The 23,260-nt window shown below is 43.3% G+C and carries 20 protein-coding genes; 15 read left to right on the top strand and 5 right to left on the bottom strand.

The window, feature by feature from the left end; all coding sequences use genetic code 11:
* Positions 1-143 precede the first annotated feature (143 nt).
* Both Q6344_12060 and Q6344_12055 read left to right on the top strand, forming a co-directional pair.
* On the top strand, positions 144-1,127 hold the full coding sequence (locus tag Q6344_12060) for a malate dehydrogenase (GenBank protein WLG15212.1): 984 nt from the start codon (positions 144-146) through the stop codon (positions 1,125-1,127).
* A gap of 235 nt (positions 1,128-1,362) precedes the next feature.
* Positions 1,363-1,602: a DUF2789 domain-containing protein gene (locus Q6344_12055; GenBank protein ID WLG13323.1), complete on the top strand. Its 240-nt coding sequence runs from the start codon at positions 1,363-1,365 to the stop codon at positions 1,600-1,602.
* A 98-nt stretch (positions 1,603-1,700) separates the two neighbouring features.
* Here Q6344_12055 and ribF read toward each other — a convergent pair whose 3' ends face one another.
* Complete coding sequence (gene ribF, locus Q6344_12050; GenBank protein WLG13322.1) at positions 1,701-2,741, bottom strand: riboflavin biosynthesis protein RibF; 1,041 nt, start codon at positions 2,739-2,741, stop codon at positions 1,701-1,703.
* Between the two features lie 270 nt (positions 2,742-3,011).
* Here ribF and Q6344_12045 point away from each other — a divergent pair, with 270 nt between their 5' ends.
* Entirely contained in the window at positions 3,012-3,626 is a 615-nt protein-coding gene (locus Q6344_12045; protein ID WLG13321.1) for an N-acetyltransferase family protein, read from the top strand.
* A gap of 11 nt (positions 3,627-3,637) precedes the next feature.
* Here the strand turns inward: Q6344_12045 and Q6344_12040 are convergent, their stop codons facing one another.
* The 3 genes from Q6344_12040 to ampD all read right to left on the bottom strand — a co-directional run bounded on the left by Q6344_12040 (position 3,638) and on the right by ampD (position 6,711).
* Positions 3,638-4,267: a hypothetical protein gene (locus tag Q6344_12040; GenBank protein ID WLG13320.1), complete on the bottom strand. Its 630-nt coding sequence runs from the start codon at positions 4,265-4,267 to the stop codon at positions 3,638-3,640.
* Between the two features lie 111 nt (positions 4,268-4,378).
* Positions 4,379-5,929, bottom strand: a complete 1,551-nt coding sequence (gene murJ / locus Q6344_12035) for a murein biosynthesis integral membrane protein MurJ (protein WLG13319.1) — start codon at positions 5,927-5,929, stop codon at positions 4,379-4,381.
* 194 nt (positions 5,930-6,123) lie between these two features.
* Positions 6,124-6,711, bottom strand: coding sequence for a 1,6-anhydro-N-acetylmuramyl-L-alanine amidase AmpD (ampD, locus tag Q6344_12030; protein WLG13318.1), 588 nt, complete (start codon positions 6,709-6,711; stop codon positions 6,124-6,126).
* Positions 6,712-6,985: 274 nt separating this feature from the next.
* Here ampD and Q6344_12025 point away from each other — a divergent pair, with 274 nt between their 5' ends.
* From Q6344_12025 to lpxC, 12 genes are all read left to right on the top strand, one after another.
* Entirely contained in the window at positions 6,986-9,088 is a 2,103-nt protein-coding gene (locus tag Q6344_12025) for a DUF4105 domain-containing protein (GenBank protein WLG13317.1), read from the top strand.
* Positions 9,089-9,171: 83 nt separating this feature from the next.
* A complete protein-coding gene (locus Q6344_12020; protein ID WLG13316.1) occupies positions 9,172-10,035 on the top strand; it encodes an SDR family oxidoreductase in 864 nt (287 codons plus the stop codon).
* Between the two features lie 57 nt (positions 10,036-10,092).
* Positions 10,093-11,094 carry a hypothetical protein gene (locus Q6344_12015; protein WLG13315.1) on the top strand — a complete coding sequence of 334 codons (1,002 nt, stop codon included), beginning with the start codon at positions 10,093-10,095 and terminating at the stop codon, positions 11,092-11,094.
* Positions 11,095-11,170: 76 nt separating this feature from the next.
* Positions 11,171-11,878, top strand: coding sequence for an orotate phosphoribosyltransferase (gene pyrE / locus Q6344_12010; GenBank protein ID WLG15211.1), 708 nt, complete (start codon positions 11,171-11,173; stop codon positions 11,876-11,878).
* Between the two features lie 58 nt (positions 11,879-11,936).
* The gene (gene gshB / locus Q6344_12005; protein WLG13314.1) at positions 11,937-12,920 is read left to right on the top strand and encodes a glutathione synthase; all 984 of its coding nucleotides are present in this window, start codon (positions 11,937-11,939) and stop codon (positions 12,918-12,920) included.
* Positions 12,921-13,258: 338 nt separating this feature from the next.
* Positions 13,259-14,344 carry an undecaprenyldiphospho-muramoylpentapeptide beta-N-acetylglucosaminyltransferase gene (murG, locus tag Q6344_12000; protein ID WLG13313.1) on the top strand — a complete coding sequence of 362 codons (1,086 nt, stop codon included), beginning with the start codon at positions 13,259-13,261 and terminating at the stop codon, positions 14,342-14,344.
* 83 nt (positions 14,345-14,427) lie between these two features.
* Positions 14,428-15,867, top strand: coding sequence for a UDP-N-acetylmuramate--L-alanine ligase (gene murC / locus Q6344_11995; protein ID WLG13312.1), 1,440 nt, complete (start codon positions 14,428-14,430; stop codon positions 15,865-15,867).
* Positions 15,868-15,893: 26 nt separating this feature from the next.
* Entirely contained in the window at positions 15,894-16,901 is a 1,008-nt protein-coding gene (locus Q6344_11990) for a D-alanine--D-alanine ligase (GenBank protein WLG13311.1), read from the top strand.
* A gap of 544 nt (positions 16,902-17,445) precedes the next feature.
* A complete protein-coding gene (locus Q6344_11985) occupies positions 17,446-18,240 on the top strand; it encodes a cell division protein FtsQ/DivIB (protein WLG13310.1) in 795 nt (264 codons plus the stop codon).
* 163 nt (positions 18,241-18,403) lie between these two features.
* Positions 18,404-19,696: a cell division protein FtsA gene (ftsA, locus tag Q6344_11980; GenBank protein ID WLG13309.1), complete on the top strand. Its 1,293-nt coding sequence runs from the start codon at positions 18,404-18,406 to the stop codon at positions 19,694-19,696.
* A 235-nt stretch (positions 19,697-19,931) separates the two neighbouring features.
* Complete coding sequence (ftsZ, locus tag Q6344_11975; GenBank protein WLG13308.1) at positions 19,932-21,137, top strand: cell division protein FtsZ; 1,206 nt, start codon at positions 19,932-19,934, stop codon at positions 21,135-21,137.
* A 372-nt stretch (positions 21,138-21,509) separates the two neighbouring features.
* Entirely contained in the window at positions 21,510-22,427 is a 918-nt protein-coding gene (gene lpxC, locus Q6344_11970; protein WLG13307.1) for a UDP-3-O-acyl-N-acetylglucosamine deacetylase, read from the top strand.
* Positions 22,428-22,725: 298 nt separating this feature from the next.
* Here lpxC and Q6344_11965 read toward each other — a convergent pair whose 3' ends face one another.
* Entirely contained in the window at positions 22,726-23,241 is a 516-nt protein-coding gene (locus Q6344_11965; protein ID WLG13306.1) for a hypothetical protein, read from the bottom strand.
* Positions 23,242-23,260 lie beyond the last annotated feature (19 nt).

The following is a 23,260-nucleotide window of genomic DNA, read 5'->3' as shown; positions in this document are numbered from 1 at the left end:
CTGAACGAAGTGCTACACTAGCTCTCGGTTTATGACTGCTATATTCAGTAGGCAAGTCGCTATTTACAACGATAGTCATCCATTAGAACCATCAATCAGAATCATGAATTATCTAATCTATAATTAGGGAGTATTCAATGTCAATGAAACAGCCTTTACGTGTTGCCGTCACTGGTGCCGCTGGTAATATCAGCTATGCTATGTTATTTCGTATTGCATCTGGTGAGATGCTAGGTAAAGATCAGCCAGTTATTTTGCAATTGCTTGAAATCGCTCCAGCACTTGACGCCCTAAAGGGTGTGGTCATGGAATTAGAAGATTGTGCATTCCCTTTATTAGCAGGTATTGTGCAGACTGATGATGCGACCGTTGCATTCAAAGATGTTGACTATGCTCTGCTAGTCGGTTCACGTCCGCGTGGTCCAGGTATGGAACGTAAAGATTTGCTAGAAGCCAACGCTGCGATTTTCTCAGCACAAGGTAAAGCATTGAATGACGTTGCAAGCCGTGACGTAAAAGTGTTGGTTGTCGGTAACCCTGCCAACACCAACGCCCTTATCGCTCAGCGCAATGCACCAGATCTTGATCCACGTAACTTCACTGCGATGACTCGTTTAGATCACAACCGTGCCATGGCACAGTTGGCTGGCAAAACTGACAGAACCGTCAATGACGTGAAAAAAATGATCATCTGGGGCAACCATTCATCAACGCAGTATCCTGATCTGACTGCTGCTACTGTCAACGGTAAGCCTGCATTAGATTTGGTTGATCGCGAATGGTACGAAGCGACTTATATCCCAGAAGTACAACAACGCGGTGCCGCAATCATTAAAGCACGCGGTGCATCATCTGCCGCTTCTGCTGCCAACGCGGCCATTGCACACGTACGTACATGGGCATTGGGTACTGATGAGAACGATTGGGTATCAATGGGCGTTTATTCAAATGGCGAATACGGTATCGCGAAAGGCTTAATCTACTCATTCCCATGCACATGCACTAACGGTGACTGGTCTATCGTAGATGGCGTTGATGTGTCATCAGATTTCTCTAAAGAGAAAATGGCAGCGACTGAGCAAGAGCTTAGCGAAGAACGTGATGCAGTAGCACACCTGCTTCCATAAGCGGCCAATGTCACGATATTATCATGTCATCATGTCATAAAGCTGTTTTATAGAAATTGATCTAAAAAAGCCCTCTACATTAGAGGGCTTTTTTGTGTTTTGTCTGCCTATCAAAATACAATTGATAACGTTAGATACACGTTGATTAACAGCTATTAAAATAAAGCTTGCTACAATAAATGTGTCAATTTAGATAATAAACACAAAGACACTCGTACCATTTAAGGAGAAAAGTATGTTGGGTGAACCAGAATACAATATGAATGAATTATTTGCACAGTTGGGACTTGATAGCTCAGATGCAGCGATTGATAGTTTTATTGAAAATAATCAGTTGGATAAAGAAGAGAAGTTGATAGAAGCGAGCATTTGGACAGACAATCAACGTACTTTTCTACAAGAAGAATGGGAAAAAGATGCGGAATGGGTAGAGGTCATCGATGACTTAAACGTACGTATGCATCCAGATGCTTAGAAAAACCCCTATTAAGTAAAAACCCACAAACGTTATAAACGCTGTGGGTTTTTTATAAATTATAAATATCGACGCCCGCATTTAAGCCTACTAGCTATCTAACTGGGCTGCTGCTCTCGCCACTCAATTAATGCTTTGACATCATTATGGATGCCTGTTTTTAATGCTTCTAAGCCATCATAATGTCGTTCACCATGTAAATAATGCAAAAATCGAACCTGTAAAGTTAATCCATATAAATCGGCATTTAATTCTGGGAAATGCACTTCCAAACGCCAATCATGTTGTTTATCGACAGAGGGTCTGGTGCCGATATTGGCTGTCCCAAAGAGGCTGTTGGAACGTAATCCTGAGATACCTGATTTGCCATCTATAGCAAGTGCCGATAAGCCATCAGCAATCACTTGCCCATCCTCGTCGAGGCTGAGGACATCAACAGCAAAGATACCATGCAGGGCAGGTTTTAAACGCTGTAGGTCAATATTCGCAGTAGGAAAGTCCATGGTGCGACCTATTTTATCACCACCAACGACCATTCCTGTAATCGCATAATCGCGACCAAGTAGCGCATTAGCAGCGTCAATATCACCAGCCAATAGTAAGTCCCGAACGCGAGTAGAGCTGATACGTGCCGCTTTACCACTATCATCGATGACGGTATGTAGATTGGTCACATCTAAGCCATAATTCCGCAAAAACTGACTGTCGCCAGTACGGTCATGACCAAATTTGAAGTCATCACCCAACACTAACGCTTTGACATTTAAGCGCAGGGCTAAAAGATCGGCAAATGCTTGGGCGGATAGCGAGCGAAACTCTGCATCAAATCCTGCCACAATCAAGGTCTCAACGCCATATTCTGCTAACAAAGCTTGTTTTTCAGCGAGATTGGTGAGGCGAGCAGGCGCGGTGGCTGGCGCAAAAAATTCACGAGGCTGTGGCTCAAATATCATGACAGCAGAACCAAGATTTTGTGCATGGGCAATATCACGGACTTGTTCAAGCATTGCTTGATGACCAAGATGGACACCATCGAAGTTACCGATAGTGAGCACACAGGGCGCTAAATCTACTGGGCTAGTATTTGTAGTCAAATTACTTGGCGAGGCAATCAGTTGCTCAAGAAAATAGGTGTTCATAAATTTTCAGCTATGATAGATAAGACCGGATAAAAAAGAAAAAACACACTCGTACCAAAATCAATGTGTTTAAAATCAGCCATTATAAAGTAAAATGAGCACACTAACATCCTATAGTCTACCGACAATAAAAGTATGGCGCTATCCGCTCTGTCATCTTAAAATACTGTGATGTTTGTCCACATGCTTTTGTAATGACCCTCTGTATAGATGGATCATCTAGCAACAATTATCACTCATAGACTATTAATTAATAATTACGGAGACCTTATGCCCGTTGCTGCCTTAAATGCTATGCCAGCTGTTTTGTCGGAACATTATCTTACGGATGAGTTTGTCGTGCAGCCTGCAAGTAGAGACGACTTGTCAGAGATTTTGGCGATTTACAATCAGACTATTGCAGGTAAGCAAGCCACTGCCAATCTTACTCCAGTGACTTGTGAAGAGCGTGCAGATTGGTTTGATGAGCATATAAACAGTCCGACGCGTCCTATTTATGTGGTAAAAGTGATGCATAAGACCACGCAGAATGCAGCGAAAACAGAGACAACAACAATCGTTGCATGGGGCAGCTTTAGCGATTTATATGCACGACCGGCTTATCATATCAGCACTGAGATTAGTATCTACCTGCATCAGGATTTTCACGGTCAAGGATTGGGCAGTTTATTGACATGCTGGATGTTGACACAAGCGCCAAGCCTTGGCATTCATAATGTAATCGCGCTTATTTTTGCGCACAATCAGCCAAGCTTAGGATTGTTCCGTAAGCTTGGTTTTGAGCAATGGGGATATATGCCAAAAGTGTGTGATATGCAAGGCTTTATCGCTGATGTTGTAATGTTGGGTAAAGCGGTGACATCGGATGATGCTTCAGATAAGTAAGCTAAAATAGCTTAACCCAAGATCTTCCATTGACCTTCTATTTTCTGTAGCTGATAGGTCAATGGTGCAGGTTCGCTTTGTCCTTTTAGCATCAGCTTCCCAATGATGGTGGCACGGGTTTTATCATCACTGTATTTAGTATCGGTAATAGTGACGCCATCGACCGTTTGCTGAAAGGCATACTGGGTTTTAGCCAGCTCTTCTTCGAAGTTTGCCATATCTACTTTATAATATCTAACGGCTTCTTTTACCTCGCCATAATACAAGCTATCTAGTGCTTGCTTTACAGTATCTTCTGGTGTGCCAGCTTGGGTTGGATTGGTTACGAGGCTTTTTTGCTTGGTCGCAGAAGTGACTGGATTGATATCATCACTATCAATAGCCGTTTCATCTTTACCACTCTCAGCCGCCTGCTTACTATCAACTGTGCTATTCGCATCCACTTCTGACGTTTGATTAGCAGCGCTATTTTCAGCATCAATGCTTTCATCAGCACTGCCTTCAGCGATGGCTGCCGTATCTTCAGCACTATTAGCTGTCTTATCGTTATCGCTACAAGCACTTAAAAGCAGTCCAGTGCTAAGGACACCAGCGGTCAGGATAGTTGGTAAGCGTAGCAAGGTTACTCGTTTGGTTATCATTATTAGCCCTCAGATTTTATTTATTCGTTAATGGTTAATTATGGCAACTATCCGCGTCATTCACTATCCATTCTCTTACTAAGCTTGTTTTGGTTTCGTAAGTGAAGCTGCTTAACCATGCTTTAGCTGGCGCGGACGGAAACCAGTGGCTAGTAATACCACGCCATAAACCAGTGCCCCTACGGCACACATAATGAGTAAAGCGGCGATACGTCGCCACTGCGCATCATCGCTAGGGAAATAAGGCAGCATGACATAAAGTACGCCAATCATAGCGCTGGTCGCAATCGCAAACTGGGTGAATAGTTTTTTCCAATGGCTGCCAAAGCGGAAAATATCACGTTTATGTAAGAAGTAATATAATAAGCCTGCGTTCACAAAGGCCGCGCCTGTGGTTGCTAATGCCAAGCCGCCATGTAGCGGAATCTCTAAGAAATAAAATATACCGATGAAAATGACACTAAAAATCATGTTGGCAAAGACAGAAATGATACCGATTTTTACGGGTGTTCTGGTATCTTGACGGGCAAAAAAAGCAGGGGCAAAGATTTTAATAAGCATAAAGCCTAAAATACCACCAGCCATACTACGTAATGCGAGCGAACTCATCTGCGCATCGCGTAAGGTAAACTCACCGCGCAAAAACAGTGCTTGCATCAGTACATCGGCGAGTATAAACAACGCTGCTGATGCCGGAACACCGACTAAAATGATTAAGCGTGCCGCCCAATCGATGGTCTTTTTAAAGCTAACATCATCTTTTTGGGCTTCACTTTTTGATAAGCTTGGCAAAATGACTGTACCGATTGCCACGCCAATCAGTCCTAACGGCAGCTCACTCATACGCTCTGCGGCATACAGCCAAGAAACCGAGCCACCAATCATCAATGAGGCAAAAATGGTATTGAGTAGCAGATTAATCTGAGTGACAGAGACCCCAAAGATAGCAGGCAGCATGAGTTTTAAAATACGGCGAACGCCTTCATGCTGAAAGTCGACCTTGGGTGCGACCAGCAGCTTTTGTTGCCATAGCTGAGGCAGCTGCAGTAAGAATTGCAACAATCCTGCGATAGCGACCGCATAGCCTAGTGCCATGATAGGAACATCGAACATAGGGGCAAAAATTAGCGCGCCACCAATCATACATAAGTTCAATAACACGGGTGCAAAGGCAGGCGCAGCAAAGCGTCCGTAGCTTTGTAAAATGCCACTGGCAAAGGCGGTCATAGAAATAAATAGCAAATAAGGAAAGGTCAGACGCAGTAATTCAGCGGTAATAGCAAACTTACCTGGTTGATCCGCAAAACCAGGCGCGAATAAAGTCACGACCCAAGGTGCCATTAAAATAACAACGACGGTAAGCATCGACAAAATTAACAACAGAGCGCCTGAAGTACGACTGACTAAGATTTGTACCTGCTGCAAACTATATTTTTCTTTGTATTCGGACAGTACAGGGACGAAGGCTTGACTAAAAGCACCTTCTGCAAATAAACGCCGCAAAAAGTTTGGGATTTTGAAGGCGACTAAAAAGGCATCCATCAGACCACCAGCGCCAAAGACGCCTAACAATACGACATCGCGTACCAGACCTAAAATACGAGACAGCATGGTCATACTACTGACCACCATGGTTGAACGAAATAACCGACTTTTTGCCATGAGAACCTATTGTGCTAATTTGTTTATTGAAGGTTGTTTACTGATGGTTGTTTACTAAGTTGCTGCTATCAAAAAGCTGACGAATTATAGCATTTTCATAATCGAGATAAATGGATTGGATGTGGAATATAATGCATACAGTTAACTGTTAATAGAGCTTTTAACAGGACTGACAAAATAATTATCCATATGACTTAACCCTCAAGAATGTTGGCGACCATCTCACGTAATTTTGCCCATTCAAAATAATCACCGGGATCTGTTTTGCGACCAGGGGCAATATCGCTATGACCTGCTAGATGACGACGAGCTTTGGGATAGGCGGCATAAATGGCACAGACTATTTTTGCAAGTACCTCATATTGTGCGGCGGTGAAGGACACAAAATCAGACCCTTCAAGCTCAATACCGATGCTATAATCATTACATTCAGGGCGACCCAAGTAGCTAGAGCGTCCAGCATGCCACGCGCGCTCATTAAAATTAACAAACTGAGTTATCGCGCCATCACGCTCGATAAATAAGTGAGCCGAAACCTCCGCGCCTTTAATCGTTTGAAAATAGGGATGCGCCGCCCAGTCTAGCTGATTGGTAAATAATGCTTTAACGTAATGGGTGCCGTCAGTATCAGATGCTCCGAACTCGTTCGGCGGTAGGCTGATATTATGAATAACAATAGTATCAATACTCATATCTGTTGGTCGCAGATTGCAGTTTGGTGATGCAAGGTATGTGGCTGCAGATAATCTGCCATCGTTAATCGTTATTGGTGTTATGGACATAATATTCTCTTTTATCATGATATTAATAAGTGGGTATTGACCGCTGGTTGCTAGCCATTTTTTATCAATTAATAGCCATTCTGACAGTAGCTACCTTGAAAACAGTAGTTTTGATAGTAACAACTTTGATAACAGCCACTTTGACTAAGATATTTCAATGATCTAGCTCTTATATGGTTTTTGAGGTTATTTTAGTGGACGATCCAATCGGCATTATCAACTAGCCATCAATCACGCTATTGGCGTATGAATAGTAACGTGCGAGGTTTACCCCATGATTCTAAAGCCTAATTTATTCTCTGTAGATTGTACCCTAACTATTATGAGCCAACGAGCACGTTTACCATTTGCTATTGTAGGATTGCTACTCTCTGCACAAACGCAGGCTATTCTTCCAACGCCAGAATCGTTAGTTACGACAGGGGCATTGGCGCCTACACTGCAAGCTGCCGCAATCGCTAATAATACGCCAGATAATGCCACTCAAGAAGATACTCAAGTACTAAAAAAAAGCAACGCTGAGCAGTTGTTAGCCAAGTGGCGTGAGCAAGCAGCAACACAAAATTTAGCCCAAGATACGACATGGCGACGTTTATTGTATTTTTTTGATGATCAAAGGAACTTGATTGGTAAGAAAAAAGACACCAGCATGGTTGATGAGGCTGACTTTTTTTTGAGTGAGCATGGTCGGCAAGACTCGAATGCCGAGCTTGATGCGTTACTCGTCGCCCTCGCTAATGAGGTAGCGACAACGAATAATCGTACTGTCAAAAAAAATACTGCCAACAGTTCGGTATTATGTCGTTTTCCAGCGCGTGTACAATGGTTGACCGATACATTGAACATTGATAAGGCGACGCTACAAGTTGACTGTCCGGAGTTGAATGAATGGATGCAGAAGATTGCCCCCGAGCAGCTCTCTATCATGTTTGCCCAAGAATATTTAGACAACCCTTTATCAGCCTTTGCTCATACCTTATTGCGTATCGACTCAAAAGCGAGCGTGGCTGATCCGAGCCAGATTCATCATGCGGTTGCGCTGAATTATACGGTTGGTGGTAACCCAAAAGACAATTTTGTGGTGTATGCCATCAAATCAATGACCGGCGGTTATGACAATCTCATTGAAATTGATCCTTATCCAGCAAGGCTGGCGAAATATCTGCAAGAAGACGAGCGTGATGCATGGACGTATCAATTGGATTTGACACCAGCGGAAGTGCAACAGATTATGTTGCACGTTTGGGAAACCAAAGATTTAAAATTGCCATATTACTTCACCACAGATAACTGTGCGTCTGAGATTTTACGCTTAATTGATGTGGTGCGTCCGCAGCAGCACTTATTGAGTCAGCTGCCTTATGCGGTTATTCCCTCAGATGTCGTGCAATTGCTTGATGATGAAGGCTTACTTGCCAGCACCAACTATACCCCTGCTGATAGTACTTTACGCCAAGCGCAGTTAAACAAGGTTAAAGAGCAGCGCGAGCAATTCGGCTATCACAACAGCGCCAAGCAGACGATCAATGAGATTAAATCTGCCCAACTCAATGCGGTTTCGAGTATGTCAGCTGATGGACAGACGTTATTGCAGCCTACTATAGTGGTATCAGATAACAATCCAATAGACAGACATCCGCTGCAACTGGCTCATATGGGACTAGGACAGCGCGGTGATAATAACTATATCGATTTGGGCTTACGAGCGGGCTATCATGATATTCTCGATCGTCCCTCAGGATTCCCACAGTTTTTTGACTTAGAAGGCGCATCTGCGACTTTGCGCCTGTACGACACCGATAATGACAAAGCCAATCAGCCAAACAGTGTGGTTTTGCAAAATGTGACATTGATTCGTGGGCGCTCATTTAATCCGGTCAATTCTGCCAAAAAAGGCAAAACGTGGGGCGCCAGCATCGAGGCGACGCGTGTGAATGATGGCTCCCAGCAAGACGGTCGCGATCATTTAGTTGGGAGCTTGGGCTATGAATCAGGTTGGTCATGGGCATTTGGCACGCCTCGCACAGGTACAGGCGAGATGCCGCCGCAGCTATGCTATACCTTTTTGTCCGGCACAGCGCAAGCAGGGCGCGGTATCAATAAAGGCTTTCGCGTTGGTGCTGGCGTCAATGCAGGCTGTCGTTATCAGATTAACAATCAGTTACGCGCGCAGGCTGAATTGCAACTGCCATATTGGTATCATGGCAGCAGCGATGAGTCTAATGCCCGTGGTCATTATTGGCAGCCGATATCGACATTAGGGCTGCAGTATGATATCGATAAAAAACAAGCATTACGCATCAATGCTAATTATGATTGGCAAGATCGTGTTGATGCCAATGAAGACGTACAGCTGTCGTACAGACGCTATTTTTAACACTTATTACTGAAAAAATGTATAGATTATTAAAAAGATGTATAAGCAGTCATTAGAAATGGCGTTCGAATAAAGGATAAATGATGAGTACGCAAAATTTATTGATTATTGGTCAAGGTGATATTGGTTTGCCAGTCAGCAACCAGCTAGCACAGGACGGCTTGAATGTCACAGGTTTGGCTCGTGGTGAGCGCCATCATTACTCTTTGGATGATAACGCTGAATTTATGCAAGCCGATGCATTGACTCTGACGGCTGAGCAGCTGCAAGATTTTACGGCGATATCAATTATCGTTACCCCCGATGATTATTCGACCAGTGGCTATCACAACAGCTACTTAGCAATTAGCCAGCATTTGGCAACGCTTGCGGACAAACTCACCAACCTTTCACGCATTGTTTTTATTTCATCAACGGGTGTTTATGGGCAAGATAACGGCGAATGGATTGATGACAATACTGCACCTGTGCCGCCAAAACGCGAAGCATCGCAGGTGATATTGCAAGCAGAACAAGTCCTGCAACAAGGCTTTGGGGATAAAGCCATTATCATTCGTCCAAGTGGTATTTATGGCCGCGCGCGTCTCATGCGTCTGCGCAAAGCCCGCGAACCACAAAAGGAAGCAGTGGCAGCCGCGCATTGGAGCAATCGGATTATGGATCGCGATTTGGTCGTTATCATCGCTAACGTACTGACTATCGATGCGCCCAAGCCCCTTTATATTGCTACTGATTATGCGCCAGTCACGACTTTTGAGTTGGGTATCTGGTTAAGTCAGCAGATAAATGAAACGCCTCCTGCTCTTGACGATAAAAAAGTAGCGGTTACGGGAAAACGCTTGCACAGTAATATTCCATTAGCTTGGTTGGCATATCCTGATTGGCAAGTCGGTTACCGTAATATTTTGCGTCATCAAGAACAATATCAAGAACAACATCAAGAGTAATATGCCAGTTTGATTTAATTAGAATTATTTTTATATTTTATAGCTTATGGAGATTTCATGACCCAGCCTTCTACTTCTGACACTCATTTACCCAGTGCTGATCTTAAAAAAGCAGTAGGCGGTACAATTTCAGAAGGCAATGCTGAGCAGTCGTCTATCTTGCCAGATAGTACCCAACCTGCGATTGTACATCCTAATTTTGACCCGAGTCGCTTGGCACTTGATCCTGCCAGACCCTTGAGCGATATTCCAGAGCCTGCTAGGCGTCTAAATGGTCAATTGCAACGACTTTATGGTCGCTCTGCGCGTTTTTATCAGCCTAAAGAACACAGCTTGTCAAAATGGGCGCTGATTGCTTCAGAAGTATTGGGCGAGCATCTGTCATTACTGCGGGCAGCAGAGCTTGTCGAGTTTCCAGACAGCTTTTATCACAATCACAGCACGCAACCATTATTATCATCATTAAATGGTATGACTTTGCTCGACATGGCTGATATTCAGCAGGCGCTTCGTGCTTATCTAAAACTGCATCGTTACGGTTTTATACTGAATGGCTCTTCTGTAAGTACCGATACGAGCGTTAGTAGTAATGCTAAAAACAAACAGACTTCTTTCCGTGCATTGACCAAACGGTATAATCCAGATGAGTTGCTCAACAGTGTTTACGCCGAAGATTGGCAGGTGGTGTTGCAGCCGCAGCAATTTGAGACAGGCGAGGGCAGTTTGGCTACTGATATTATGGCATGTAGCGTCGCTGTCCATGCATTGAGGCAGTGCGAGACACGCAAAAGTATCAATCACCGCTATAGCGCCGCGCAAATCTGTCAGCACATACGCAGTTATCTGCTGAGTCAAATCATTTGTGAGCCATCGCAGCGCCATGCCTACCGTCAAATACGCATTTTCACAGGACATGTTATTGTTGCCGCGTATCATTTAGGTTGGGAGATACAAGTAAGTGATGACGGTCAGTGTTATTTTAATCTCTCATCGCGCAGTGGCCTATTGACTCGTTATCCTAACATGCAGGATTACGACATCAATGGTTGGTCAAGCTGACCAATAATGCGTACAATAACGCCAATTTTTTGCTCTTCTTTTTGTCAATAGGAACGCTTCCATGCTTAATGCCTCAATGCCTAATGCCCAACACCCTTCTTTCTCCTCACACCAATTTATCCAACTGGCTTTAGACAATCAAGTTCTCAAATTTGGCGAGTTTGTCCTCAAGTCTGGGCGTATTAGTCCGTATTTTTTTAATGCAGGCTTGCTGGCATCGGGTGAGATGTTGTCGTTGCTTGCGTGTGGTTATGCTGATGCCTTGGCTGAGCAAATGGCTGCTAGTCATAACGGTACAGATGAGCAGGAGCTGGTGATCTTTGGGGCAGCGTATAAAGGTATTCCTTTTGTGGCAGCAACCGCGCAAGCCTTATGGATTCATCATGGTATCAATGCCAAGTGGGGCTATAATCGCAAAGAAGCCAAAACTCATGGCGAAGGTGGCAACTTAGTAGGCGCTGACGTTAGTGGTAAAGCAGTCTGGGTACTCGATGATGTCATTACCGCTGGTACGGCGATGCGTGAAGTGGTTGAGATTTTAGAACAAGCAGGCGCTAGCGTTGCTGGTATTATCGTTGCTCTTGACCGTAAAGAAAAAGGTCAGGCTGAGCATTCTGCTATTCAAGAGTTGGCGTCGACATTAGAGGTACCAGTGCGTGCACTCGTCGATATCGATGATTTAATCAGTTATTTGGCAGATGACCATGGCGTACAAAGCGGTCAGCATAAAGACGCGACCCAACTTGCCAAGATGCAACATTATCGCGCGCAGTACGGCGTATAGTTGGGCACTGAGTTCGAAGCTGTTCTACATTAATAATATAACGTAAGTGAGCTTTATTATGAGCCAAGAAAATCAAAAAAAATCGTTAAACATACTCGTTATTATGGATCCTATCGAGCAAGTTAATTATAAAAAAGACACGACCCTTGCGATGATGTGGTCGGCACAAGACCGTGGGCACAGCCTTGGCTATTGTCAGATTCATGATTTATGGTTGGATCGTGGGCAACTGATGGTTGATACGCAGCCAGTGACCATCAAGCGTGCTCCTGAAGATTTTTATACATTAGGGGATAAAGCGACAGCGCCAATCAGCGACTATGACGTGGTGTTGATGCGTAAAGATCCGCCGTTTGACATGCGTTTTATTTATGCCACTTATATGCTTGATCATGCCAAAGCTGCTGGTGTGCTAGTGGTCAATGACCCACAAGCGATACGTGATTGTAATGAAAAGCTATTTGCCACGTGGTTTAGCGATTATATGAGCCCAACGATTGTGACCAGTAAACAGGCGCATATTCGCAAGTTTATCGCTGAGCAGCAAGACGTCATTGTTAAGCCATTAGATGGTATGGGCGGTACGGGGATTTTCCGCTTGACCGCAGATAGTCCAAATATCGGCGTCACGCTTGAGATTTTAACTGAGCTTGAAACCTTGCCGATTATGGCACAGCGTTATTTACCAGAGATCAAAGAAGGCGATAAGCGTGTGTTGATCGTTGATGGTGAAGTGGTCGATTATAGCTTGGCACGTATTCCCACCAAAGGCGAAACCCGTGGTAATCTTGCGGCGGGTGGTAGCGGTGTTGCGATGCCGCTCACCGATATCGAACGTCAAGTGGCCCAAGTCGTGGCACCTATTGTTAAAGAAAAAGGTCTAATGTTCGTCGGGCTCGATTTAATCGGCGGTCGTATTACCGAGATTAATGTCACCAGCCCAACGTGTGTACGTGAAATTGATGATCAATGCGGTACAGATATTGCGACCGATTTTATCATCGCCATTGAGAATAAAGTAGCAGTTTGCGCAACGCTGTAAGGATAGAGTGATTTATCACTAAGCTATGCGCACAATACTTAAAAAACACTGTGCTAAGATAGATTGATAAACAGCATCTTTTCATAGCGCATAAAAAGGCGATAAAACGTCATTTATAAACGATGCTTTTATGATTTTTCGATAGTATTTATAAAAGCCAAGTCGTGATTGCTCGCGGCTTGGATTTTTGTTATTGACAGTGCATAAAGTGCTATATATCAGCCAACGATTTACACTATACTATGCGAGATTTTATAGGGTCATTATTGGCTGATGACTAAGATGATCATAAGATAATAAGTCCTTCATATAAATAAAGAAAAGATAGGCAGGCGTTCATGAAAGCACCGCATATATTAATGATGGCCGCGGGTACTGGCGGGCATGTGTTCCCAGCGCTGGCAGTGGCTGAGGAATTGACTCAGCGTGGTGCGGTTATTCATTGGCTAGGAACGCCAAATGGTATGGAAAACGGCTTGGTTGCACCGACTGGTTATCCTTTTCATGCGATTGAGATGCAGGGTTTACGCGGTAAAGGAATCGGGCGTTTATTGAAATTGCCAGTGACCTTATTATCAGCGACGATGGCAGTTATAAAGGTGATTCGTAGTAATCAAATTGACATAGTTGTCGGTTTCGGTGGTTATGTGACAGCGCCTGGCGGTATCGCCGCACGTCTGACCAATACGCCTCTGATTATCCATGAACAAAATGCCATTGCAGGCATGAGTAATCGCTACCTATCCAAGATTGCAACCAAGGTGCTGCAAGCATTTGAGGATACCTTTGCCAATAGTGCACAGGATGCTAAGCTTGAAACGGTTGGTAACCCAGTACGCAATGCCATTACTGGTGTCTCTGAACCGACGGTGCGTTATGATGTTAATGACAGCTCACCGCTTAAACTGTTGGTGGTGGGTGGCTCACTTGGTGCACAAGCCTTAAACGACACTGTGCCAAAAGCGCTGGCATTGCTCAACCAGCCTTTTGAAGTGCGTCATCAATGCGGGCGTAACAATGAGGCTGCCACACAAGCAGCTTACGATGAGCAAGACTTGAGTATGCACAAGTTTGTGGTACAGCCTTTTATCGACGATATGGCCGCCGCTTATAATTGGTCAGATATTATTGTTTGCCGAGCAGGGGCATTGACGGTTACGGAAATCCAAAACGTTGGTATTGCCGCAATTTTTGTACCGCTGCCGCACGCGGTAGATGACCATCAGACTGCTAATGCCCGCACTTTAACCTCACACGATGCGGCGATTTTGTTACCGCAGTCTGAACTGACAGCACAGCGTTTGAGCAATGAGCTTGCTGCCCTTAATCGAGAGAAGTGCCTAGCGATGGCCAAAAAAGGCCATGCCCTTGCCAATCGAAGTGCGAGCAAGCAAGTGGCTGATATTATCTGGCAAACGCTGTAGCCTATATTCTTATAGCTGACTGTTTTTATTACCAATTATTTTGATCCATTAAATTTTATTAGCCTTTAATAAAGAGAAGCCCTATGTCTAACCCTGCGAAAGCTCTACCTAAGCGTTTGATTGAAATACCAGAAATGCGTCGTATTCAGCATTTGCATTTTGTCGGTATTGGTGGCTCGGGGATGTGCGGTATCGCGGAGGTGATGAATAATCAAGGATATCAAGTAAGTGGTTCTGATATTGCTGAGAGCTTAGTCACCAAACGTTTGGCACAGATTGGTATTGATATTGCGATCGGTCATGATTCTAAGAACATCGCTAATGCTGATGTCATCGTTGTATCGTCAGCGATTGATCGCAGCAACCCTGAAGTAAAAGCGGCACTAGAAGCGCGTTTGCCAGTGGTTCGCCGTGCCGATATGCTGGGCGAGTTGATGCGTTATCGTCACGGTATCGCTGTTGCTGGTGCTCATGGCAAAACCACGACGACCAGTTTGTTGACTACCATGATGGCAGAAGGGCAACTCGATCCTACCTACGTGATTGGCGGTAAGCTGAATGCATCTGGTAAAAATGCTGCGCTAGGTAGCAGTCGTTTCTTGGTGGCAGAAGCCGATGAATCTGATGCGTCGTTTTTATCGTTACATCCCATGGCTGCGATTGTCACCAATATCGATCAAGACCATATGGAAACGTATGAGAATAGTTTTGATAAATTAAAAGCTGCTTATATTCAGTTTTTACAAAACATGCCATTCTACGGTTTGGCAGTGGTCTGCGGTGACGACCCGGAATTGTATGCCATGATTGATGATATTGGTCGTCCCGTACTGACTTTTGGACTTGAGGCTTTTAACGACGTTCAAGCCATCGACTTGGTGACGGAAGGCACGAAAACTCACTTCACGGTACTGCGCCGTGACCGTGAACCTTTACGTTTGACCCTTAACATTCCTGGTACTCACAACGTTTACAATGCGCTTGCCGCTATCACCATGGCGACCGATGAAGGGGTCGATGACGAAGCGATCAAACGCGCTCTGCAAAAATTTGAAGGCGTTGGTCGCCGTTTTGAGCAGCATGCTTCTGTCAGCCTTGATGAGGGTAATGTTTTATTGATTGACGATTATGGTCATCACCCAAAAGAAGTCGATGCCACCATTAAAGCGGCGCGTCAAAGTTTCCCTGAACGTCGTTTGGTAATGATGTTTCAGCCGCATCGTTATAGTCGTACCCGAGATTGCTTCGATGATTTTGTTGAAGTACTCTCCAGCGTTGACGAATTATTATTATTAGACGTATATTCAGCAGGTGAAAGCCCAATTACTGGCGCTGATACCAAATCATTGGCGCGTAGTATTCGGTTGCGCGGTGAAGTTGAACCGACGATTATTGACAAGGACAATTTAGCTCCTGTCATGCAGCGTTTATTAAAAGCCAATGACATGCTCATTACTCAAGGTGCAGGTAATGTAGGGCAGATCGCTGTCGACTTGGCTGCCAATAACCTTTACATTAAGTAAGCTAAAAAATTCTAGGAACGATCTTCATGACGACTGATACTAAAGAAAATACCAGCACTCAAAATTTAGATAATTTAGATAGCAATGATGCCACTCTAAACACGACGACCAGTGATGCAAAAGATGCCAGACAGTTTGGTAAAGTGGCGGTTGTCTATGGCGGCAGTAGCAATGAACGCAGCGTGTCGTTAGACAGTGGTGCCGCTGTATTGCAGGCGCTACAAAACCAAGGCGTTGATGCCACTCATTTCGATCCTAAGCATCAAGACATCACAGAGCTACGTGAGTATGACCGCGTGTTCAACGTGTTGCATGGTCGCGGCGGCGAAGATGGTTTGTTGCAAGGTGTGCTGCAATGGTTTGATATTCCGCAGACGGGTTCAGGCATTCTGGCATCAGCGCTGGGTATGGATAAGGTTCGTACCAAGCAATTGTGGCAGGGTTGTGGGTTAGCAACCGCGCCATTTTCATTGTTAACAGCTGAGACTGACTGGCAGCAAGTGGTCAACATGCTAGGTCTACCACTTATTATCAAGCCCGTTCATGAAGGCTCGAGTATTGGTATGACTAAGGTCAACAATCTTGACGAGTTGCCAGCGGCTTATGCAACGGCGGTACAGTGCGGTGATGCAGTTATGGCTGAGCGCTGGATTACTGGTCGCGAGTTTACAATCGTCATTATCGACGATGAAGCCTATCCAGTCATTCGTCTTGAACCTGCGGATATTACCAACTTCTACGATTTTGAAGCCAAGTACAATCGTAATGATACCAGTTACTACATTCCCTGTGGTCTGAGCGCTGCTGATGAAAAGCATTTACAAGATTTGAGCCTTGCAGCGTTCCGTGCCGTTGATGCCAAAGGCTGGGGACGCATCGATGCTATGCAAGATGAAGCAGGCAACTTCTGGTTGCTTGAAATCAATACGGTACCAGGCATGACCAGCCATAGCTTGGTTCCGATGGCAGCCAAGGCTCGAGGCATGGACTTTGATGCATTGTGCTGGCATATTTTAGCGCAGACATTAGAGTGACTGGTATAGTAGTCATTGCTTAAATAGTTATTTAGCAATGCTACTTTTTAACATTGCTCATTCTTTAATATTGCTCATAATGCTATTGATATTTATTGAGACAGTTGTCATTGATAGGCTGTCTTAATAAACCAGTGATAAAACTTATGAATCATTAGGTTTGAATTTTTCTTATAGCCTGAGAATACTACTAGACGAGAACGGGTTAATGTATCACTAGAGCTGCTATACCACAGCGTCATGTAAACTTGTGTAAATTCGTTGTCACTAGTAGGGGTTAAGCTATTGTTTAACCATAAAATACGTTAATATTGTAATTATAGGTCTGTTTTAGTGATATTTCTGTTTTCTATGAATTTAGCTCATAAGTTATTCATAAATTAAGAAAAATGTTACGTTTAAATGAGCATAATGTCATCCTATAAATCGTTTTAGTAAAATATTTTGATAATATGTCAACTTAATAGGCTTCTGCAAAAATATGCAGAGTTACATTTATAAATAGCATGATCAGTTTTATGCAAATATAGGGACAAAGGTCGTTATGGCTCAAACTGTCAACGAGGTAACTGACTTGATGAGTGATAAAACCCGTCGCCCAAACTCTAAGTTCCAAGTACCGACTTCGCTCAAATATTTTTTTATGGTATTGGTACTAGGGTTGCTCGTACTGATATTGATAATGGGTGGAAAAGCGTTGCGTGATGCACCGCCAGCTTCTATCCATGTGAATAATCAGGGTTTGACCGTTACCCAATATCGCGCATTGCAACAGGTTATGAATCAACAAAAGGTAAGCAGCTTTTTTACCTCTGATTTGCAAGCGTTAAGAGATATTACGACGGGTCTGGCTTGGGTTGATCAGGTTAGTATTTCTCGTGATTGGCAACGGGGCATAGTCGTTACCGCATTACCTAAGCAAGCGGTCGCTAATTTTGGTACAGAGCGTTTGGTGGATGCAAAAGGTGCGGTTTTTGTCCCTGCTGATAGTAAAGATCTGACGCAAGAACGCTTTGCCACCTTACAAGGTGAGATAACGCAAGCCCCAGTTATCATGCAGCAAATGCAGCAAGTTAACGACTGGTATGCGCCACTTGGTATGCAAGTCGAAGATATTATCCTGTCACCAAGAATGACTTGGCTGATTCGTTTTGACAATGGACTGCGTGTGATTGTTGATAACGAGAATACTGCGCAAAAGCTGCTGAGTTTAAGTCAGCTGCTCGGCAATCAGTTAAGTGATCGTCGAGGCGAAATACAGTCTGTAGATTTGCGCTACAAAAATGGTTTTACCATTGCTTGGGATATGGCACAGCCAAAAATTGATGAAGCAAAATAACAATAGATAGCACAAGCAAAAACTGGTTAGCATTTTAGTTTGAGCTATTTTGATAGTTTGTAGCACAGAATATACAACATCATAGCGTGTTGATAACGCTTTTTTTAATGATCTAATGGAGACGTCATTTGGTCTCCTGTTTAGCGATAATTTGTCTGGTACCATGAAAAATACTGAAAATCTGGTTGTTGTCCATCTAAGTGCCACGGCAGTATATGTCGTTATTGGTAACGTTGTCTCTGCAAAAGACATCCGTATTCTGGGCGTGGGACAAGTCAAAAATAGCGATTTTTACCAAGGTCAAATAAAACACCGTGAACGTCTACAAGGTGCTATCAAGCAAGCCATTCAAGAAGCAGAAGATACTGCCAATTGCCGCGTGCATAGTGTGTGGTTGACCTTAGCGACACCGGAATTATCGAGCAAAAATAGTGCAGGCGAGGTACGTGTAGAAGATGAGGCGGTACGTGCCAAAGATATGGTGCAGGCGTTGTCTAATGCCAAGTCACGCGATCTATCATCAGACTATTATCTAATGCATTGCTGTCAGCAGGGTATCTATGTTGATGATCAAGATTTCATGGTGGATGATGCAATCGAAATGATGGCGCATAATATTACTGTGATGTATCACATGATGATGATGCCCGTTGCTAGTCGTCAGAATATCCAAAAATTACTGCAAAGCTGTGATGTTGGTATTGACCACATTGTATTTGATGCAGTGACGAGTGCTGAATACAGTTTGATGAGTGATGAGCGCCAGCAAGGGGTTTGTTTGGTAGATATTGGTGCTAGTACGACCAGTATTTGCGTTTATAAAGAAAACAAGCTGATATTTACCCATTGTATCGCGACAGGCAGCCACGAAGTAACGATGGATATCTCAGCTGATTTTGGTATCTCCATGATTGAGGCTGAAAAGCTGAAAAAAACTCATGGTACTGTCGATGTCAATAGTGTCGATCCTAGCTCGTTCTTTATCTTTAAACCACAAGGAACAGGTGATGAGATTAATATTGGTATCTATAATCTAGCCCGTATTATTGAAGCACGCTATGTACAGATATTTACGGAAGTTGCTCGTCAATTGCATGAGGCTGATCTCATCGGCTATATTGACAAAGGTATCGTACTCACAGGTGGCGGTACGGCGATTAAAGGTATGATACCCTTTACCAAAAAATTGCTCAAAATGCCTGTAGTATTAACCAACACTCATCCTGCTATTAGTGCTCATAATCATTTTGATAATGATGAGTCATTTAAGCAGCTAAACAGTCAAGTAAATGATCGTGCTTATCAAACGGCATTTGGTACACTATTATATAGTCAAAGCGAGCAGTTTCGCCGTAGTGAAAAAAGCGAGCCTGAAGCGATTCAAAAAAATCGAGTCACTGGTGTTTTTCAAAGTGCAGGGCAGCGTTTTGCTAGTGTACTCAAAAAGATATTATAATTTGTTAGCAAAACATACTTATATTAAGCAGCATAAGAGTATGCAGCTATATAATAGGCAAGAATACGAAAAGTAACACCCTGTACCATACTGGCATATTTTGGCTAGCACAATTATCTAAGCCATTGCCCTGTTTTATTTAAATACAATTATATATAGTAAGTCGATAGCGCGCCATATAAGTGTGTTACCAAGTATCGACCATCACGCTATCTGCAACTGGAGAAACCTTTTTATGTCAAAATACACCATGCCAGATGATAACCAGCCTCAAAATAACGGCCAAGCAAGCTTCACTGTATTCGGTGTTGGTGGTGGTGGCGGTAATGCGGTTGAACATATGGTACAACAAGGGATTAGAGGTGTAACGTTCGTCTGTGCTAATACGGATAAACAAGCGCTTGATCGTTTAACTGCACCGCATAAATTGCAACTTGGCGCAAAAACGAATCGCGGTTTGGGCGCAGGGGCGAACCCAGAAGTTGGGCGTGAAGCAGCAGAGAGCGAAGAAGAAGCCATCCGTGCATTACTCGAACATTCAGACATGGTATTCATTACTGCTGGTATGGGCGGTGGTACGGGTACGGGTGCAGCGCCTGTGGTTGCTCGTATTGCTAAAGAAATGGAAGTTTTGACAGTTGCCGTCGTAACTACGCCATTTAAGTTTGAAGGTGGCAAACGTATCAAGGCTGCTAAAGCTGGTATTGAGCAATTGACTAACTTTGTTGATTCTATCATTACGATTCCGAATGATAAGTTGATGAGTGTCTATGGCAATATCTCTATGCAGGATGCCTTTAAAAAAGCGGACGATGTGTTATTACATGCGGTTCAAGGTATTGCTGAAACTATCGCTAGTGAAGGTATGATCAATATCGACTTTAACGATATCCGTACTGCTATGACTGCCAAAGGTCATGCGATGATGGGTATCGGCCGTGCTAGCGGCGATGATCGTGCGCGTCAAGCAACTGAGAAAGCCATCAGATCACCATTACTTGATGACTTGCGTTTAGAAAATGCAAAAGGTCTGTTGGTTAACGTAATTTCTTCTGAATCACTCTCATTAGATGAGATGAGCAAAATCAGTGTTATTGTCGAAGAAATTACAGATATTGACGATGCACATATTTTCTATGGTTCGGTGATTGATGAAAAAATGGGTGATGACTTACATGTCACTGTTATTGCAACGGGTTTGACGTTAGATGAAAACGCTGGACAAGAGCCAGAAGTAGTCGAGGCACCAGTTCCTTCTGTCAATAGCACTCAGCCTGTTGACCCTAACGTGCATACCAGTGCTTTAAACAGCCAGAAGCAATCGCAAGCTCAGATGTATCAAGAAACGGCTAGTGCTACTCGCTCAAGCGCGCCTCAAGAGCAGGCGAAAACCAAAACCAATAGCATTCAAGACTATCTAAAACGTCAACAAAATAAATAATATTTTCAGATGTTTGGGATAAAAAAAGCCAGTACTAAGTTGCTGGCTTTTTTGTGCGTATAGAAAATGTCCATATATTAGTAAGCTGATTCAGCTATGAGAGCGCTCTATTTATAAGAATCGCCTCTCAATGCGAAAATAATCATTAATAAATAGGCGCATAAAACAATTTATGATTGTAACATTTGGCTGTTATTTCCCTGTGTTAACAGAGGCAATGCGATCAATAAGACATGAAAACCATCAAAATTTATTGACGATAAGTGTTATCAATCAAGGAGATAAGGAAATTAGCGAGTTTTAACTATGGCGAACTAGGGGCGGGTAATGATACACTATGGCAATTGTAACAAAATATGTGAGAAGACAGCCATGAACCAAAGAACCATAAAAACTGCGATTGCTGTTACAGGTATTGGTCTCCATAGTGGTCAGCCTGTTGACTTAGAGTTTCATCCGCAACCTATTGATACGGGTATTGTTTTCGAGCGTTCTGATATCGAAGGCAGTCAGCCGATTCCAGCCAGTGCTTTTTTGGTGCAAGATACTATGATGTCGTCAAACCTAGTGTTTGGTGGCACACGTGTGGGGACGGTCGAGCATTTGCTTAGTGCCATTGCAGGACTTGGCGTGGATAACCTTTTAATTCGTGTATCGGCCTCAGAGATACCGATTATGGATGGTAGTGCCGCTCCTTTTGTAGCGTTGCTGCTTGACGCAGGATTCTGCGAGCAAGACGCTTTAAAGAAGTTTATAAAAATCGTCAGACCTGTAAGAGTAAAAGTGGATGATAAATGGGCAGAACTGCGTCCTTATGAAGGGTTTGAGCTAAATTTTGAGATTGATTTTGATCATCCTGCTATCGACAAAGATTTTCAGCATGCACAGTTGCAGTTTTCGACGCAAAACTTCATTGAGCAATTGAGCTCAGCCCGTACTTTTGGGTTTTTACGAGATATAGAAGCCTTACGTCAGAATAATTTGGCGTTAGGAGGCAGTATGGATAATGCTATTGTTATTGATGAGGTAAATATTCTTAACGAAGAAGGTCTGCGTTTTAATGATGAGTTCGTTCGCCATAAAATTTTGGATGCTTTAGGTGATTTGTATTTGATTGGCTATCCGATTTTGGGTCGCTTTAGTGCTTATAAATCTGGTCACGCGTTAAACAATTTATTGGTACGTGAGATACTATCTGACCATAATAATTTTGAAATTGTAACTTTTGATGACAATGTAACGTGCCCAATTCAGTATTTACCTCTCGAAGGTTTGACTGTTGAAGGATGAATACAGGAATATACACGAAGTATCGAAACATTTACGCAATATTACATAATCCAGCAGTAATTACATTCTAATAATATTCGTTTTTTTGAATATATTGTTTAGATTATTTTAACAATTCTGCTCTAGAGTAGAGAATATCAAAGCTGTGGATAGTTTTTCAATCATCTGTTGGTGACGTTCATAATGTGAACGGAGCTAGCAGGTGATTTTTTTTGTTTACGTCATTACAAAATCGCAGCGTTATCAGCTGATTTTTACGGTTTTGTTTACACAACTTTACATAGCAATATTAATAATTTCAATGATTTGCCAGACGCAAAAGTGCTTTTTTGAGATTTTCATCAGTGGTGACATGCTCTGCGGCCTGTGATATAGTCCGCTTTGTGTTTTGGCTAAGAGCCTGATTTTCATTGGCTTTACTAGACTTTGACAAAGTTGATGCTGCTGCTGATAGTTGTTTAGATGAATGATTATCAGCTGAATTTTTAGCGACGACGACGCGAATTTGCTTGAGTTGTTTAAATGTAATTGACTGCTCTGTTAAGACTTGCAAATAAGCGCTCTGCAAATAGCGAATATGATTGGCAGCAGTCATTGAGCCCACACTGAGTATTAATTGCTCGGAGGTGAGGCCTACGACCCAACAGGTATTAAGAATTTCTTCAGGTAGACAATCTACCAGTAGCTCTTTTACCTCGTTGGTCGCTTCTATGTATAGCCGCATATTGTCAGCAAGCGTTCGGGGTAATGCGCTACCAGCAAAAGCTTGATGGTCGATAAGTTGGGCAAGCCGATTTGGCTGTTTTTTTGACATCGTGATGACTCGTCTAATA

It is taken from the genome of Psychrobacter cibarius, assembly GCA_030686115.1.
GTDB classification, from domain to species: Bacteria; Pseudomonadota; Gammaproteobacteria; order Pseudomonadales; family Moraxellaceae; genus Psychrobacter; species Psychrobacter cibarius_C.
This window is presented reverse-complemented; position numbering and strand designations above follow the sequence as displayed.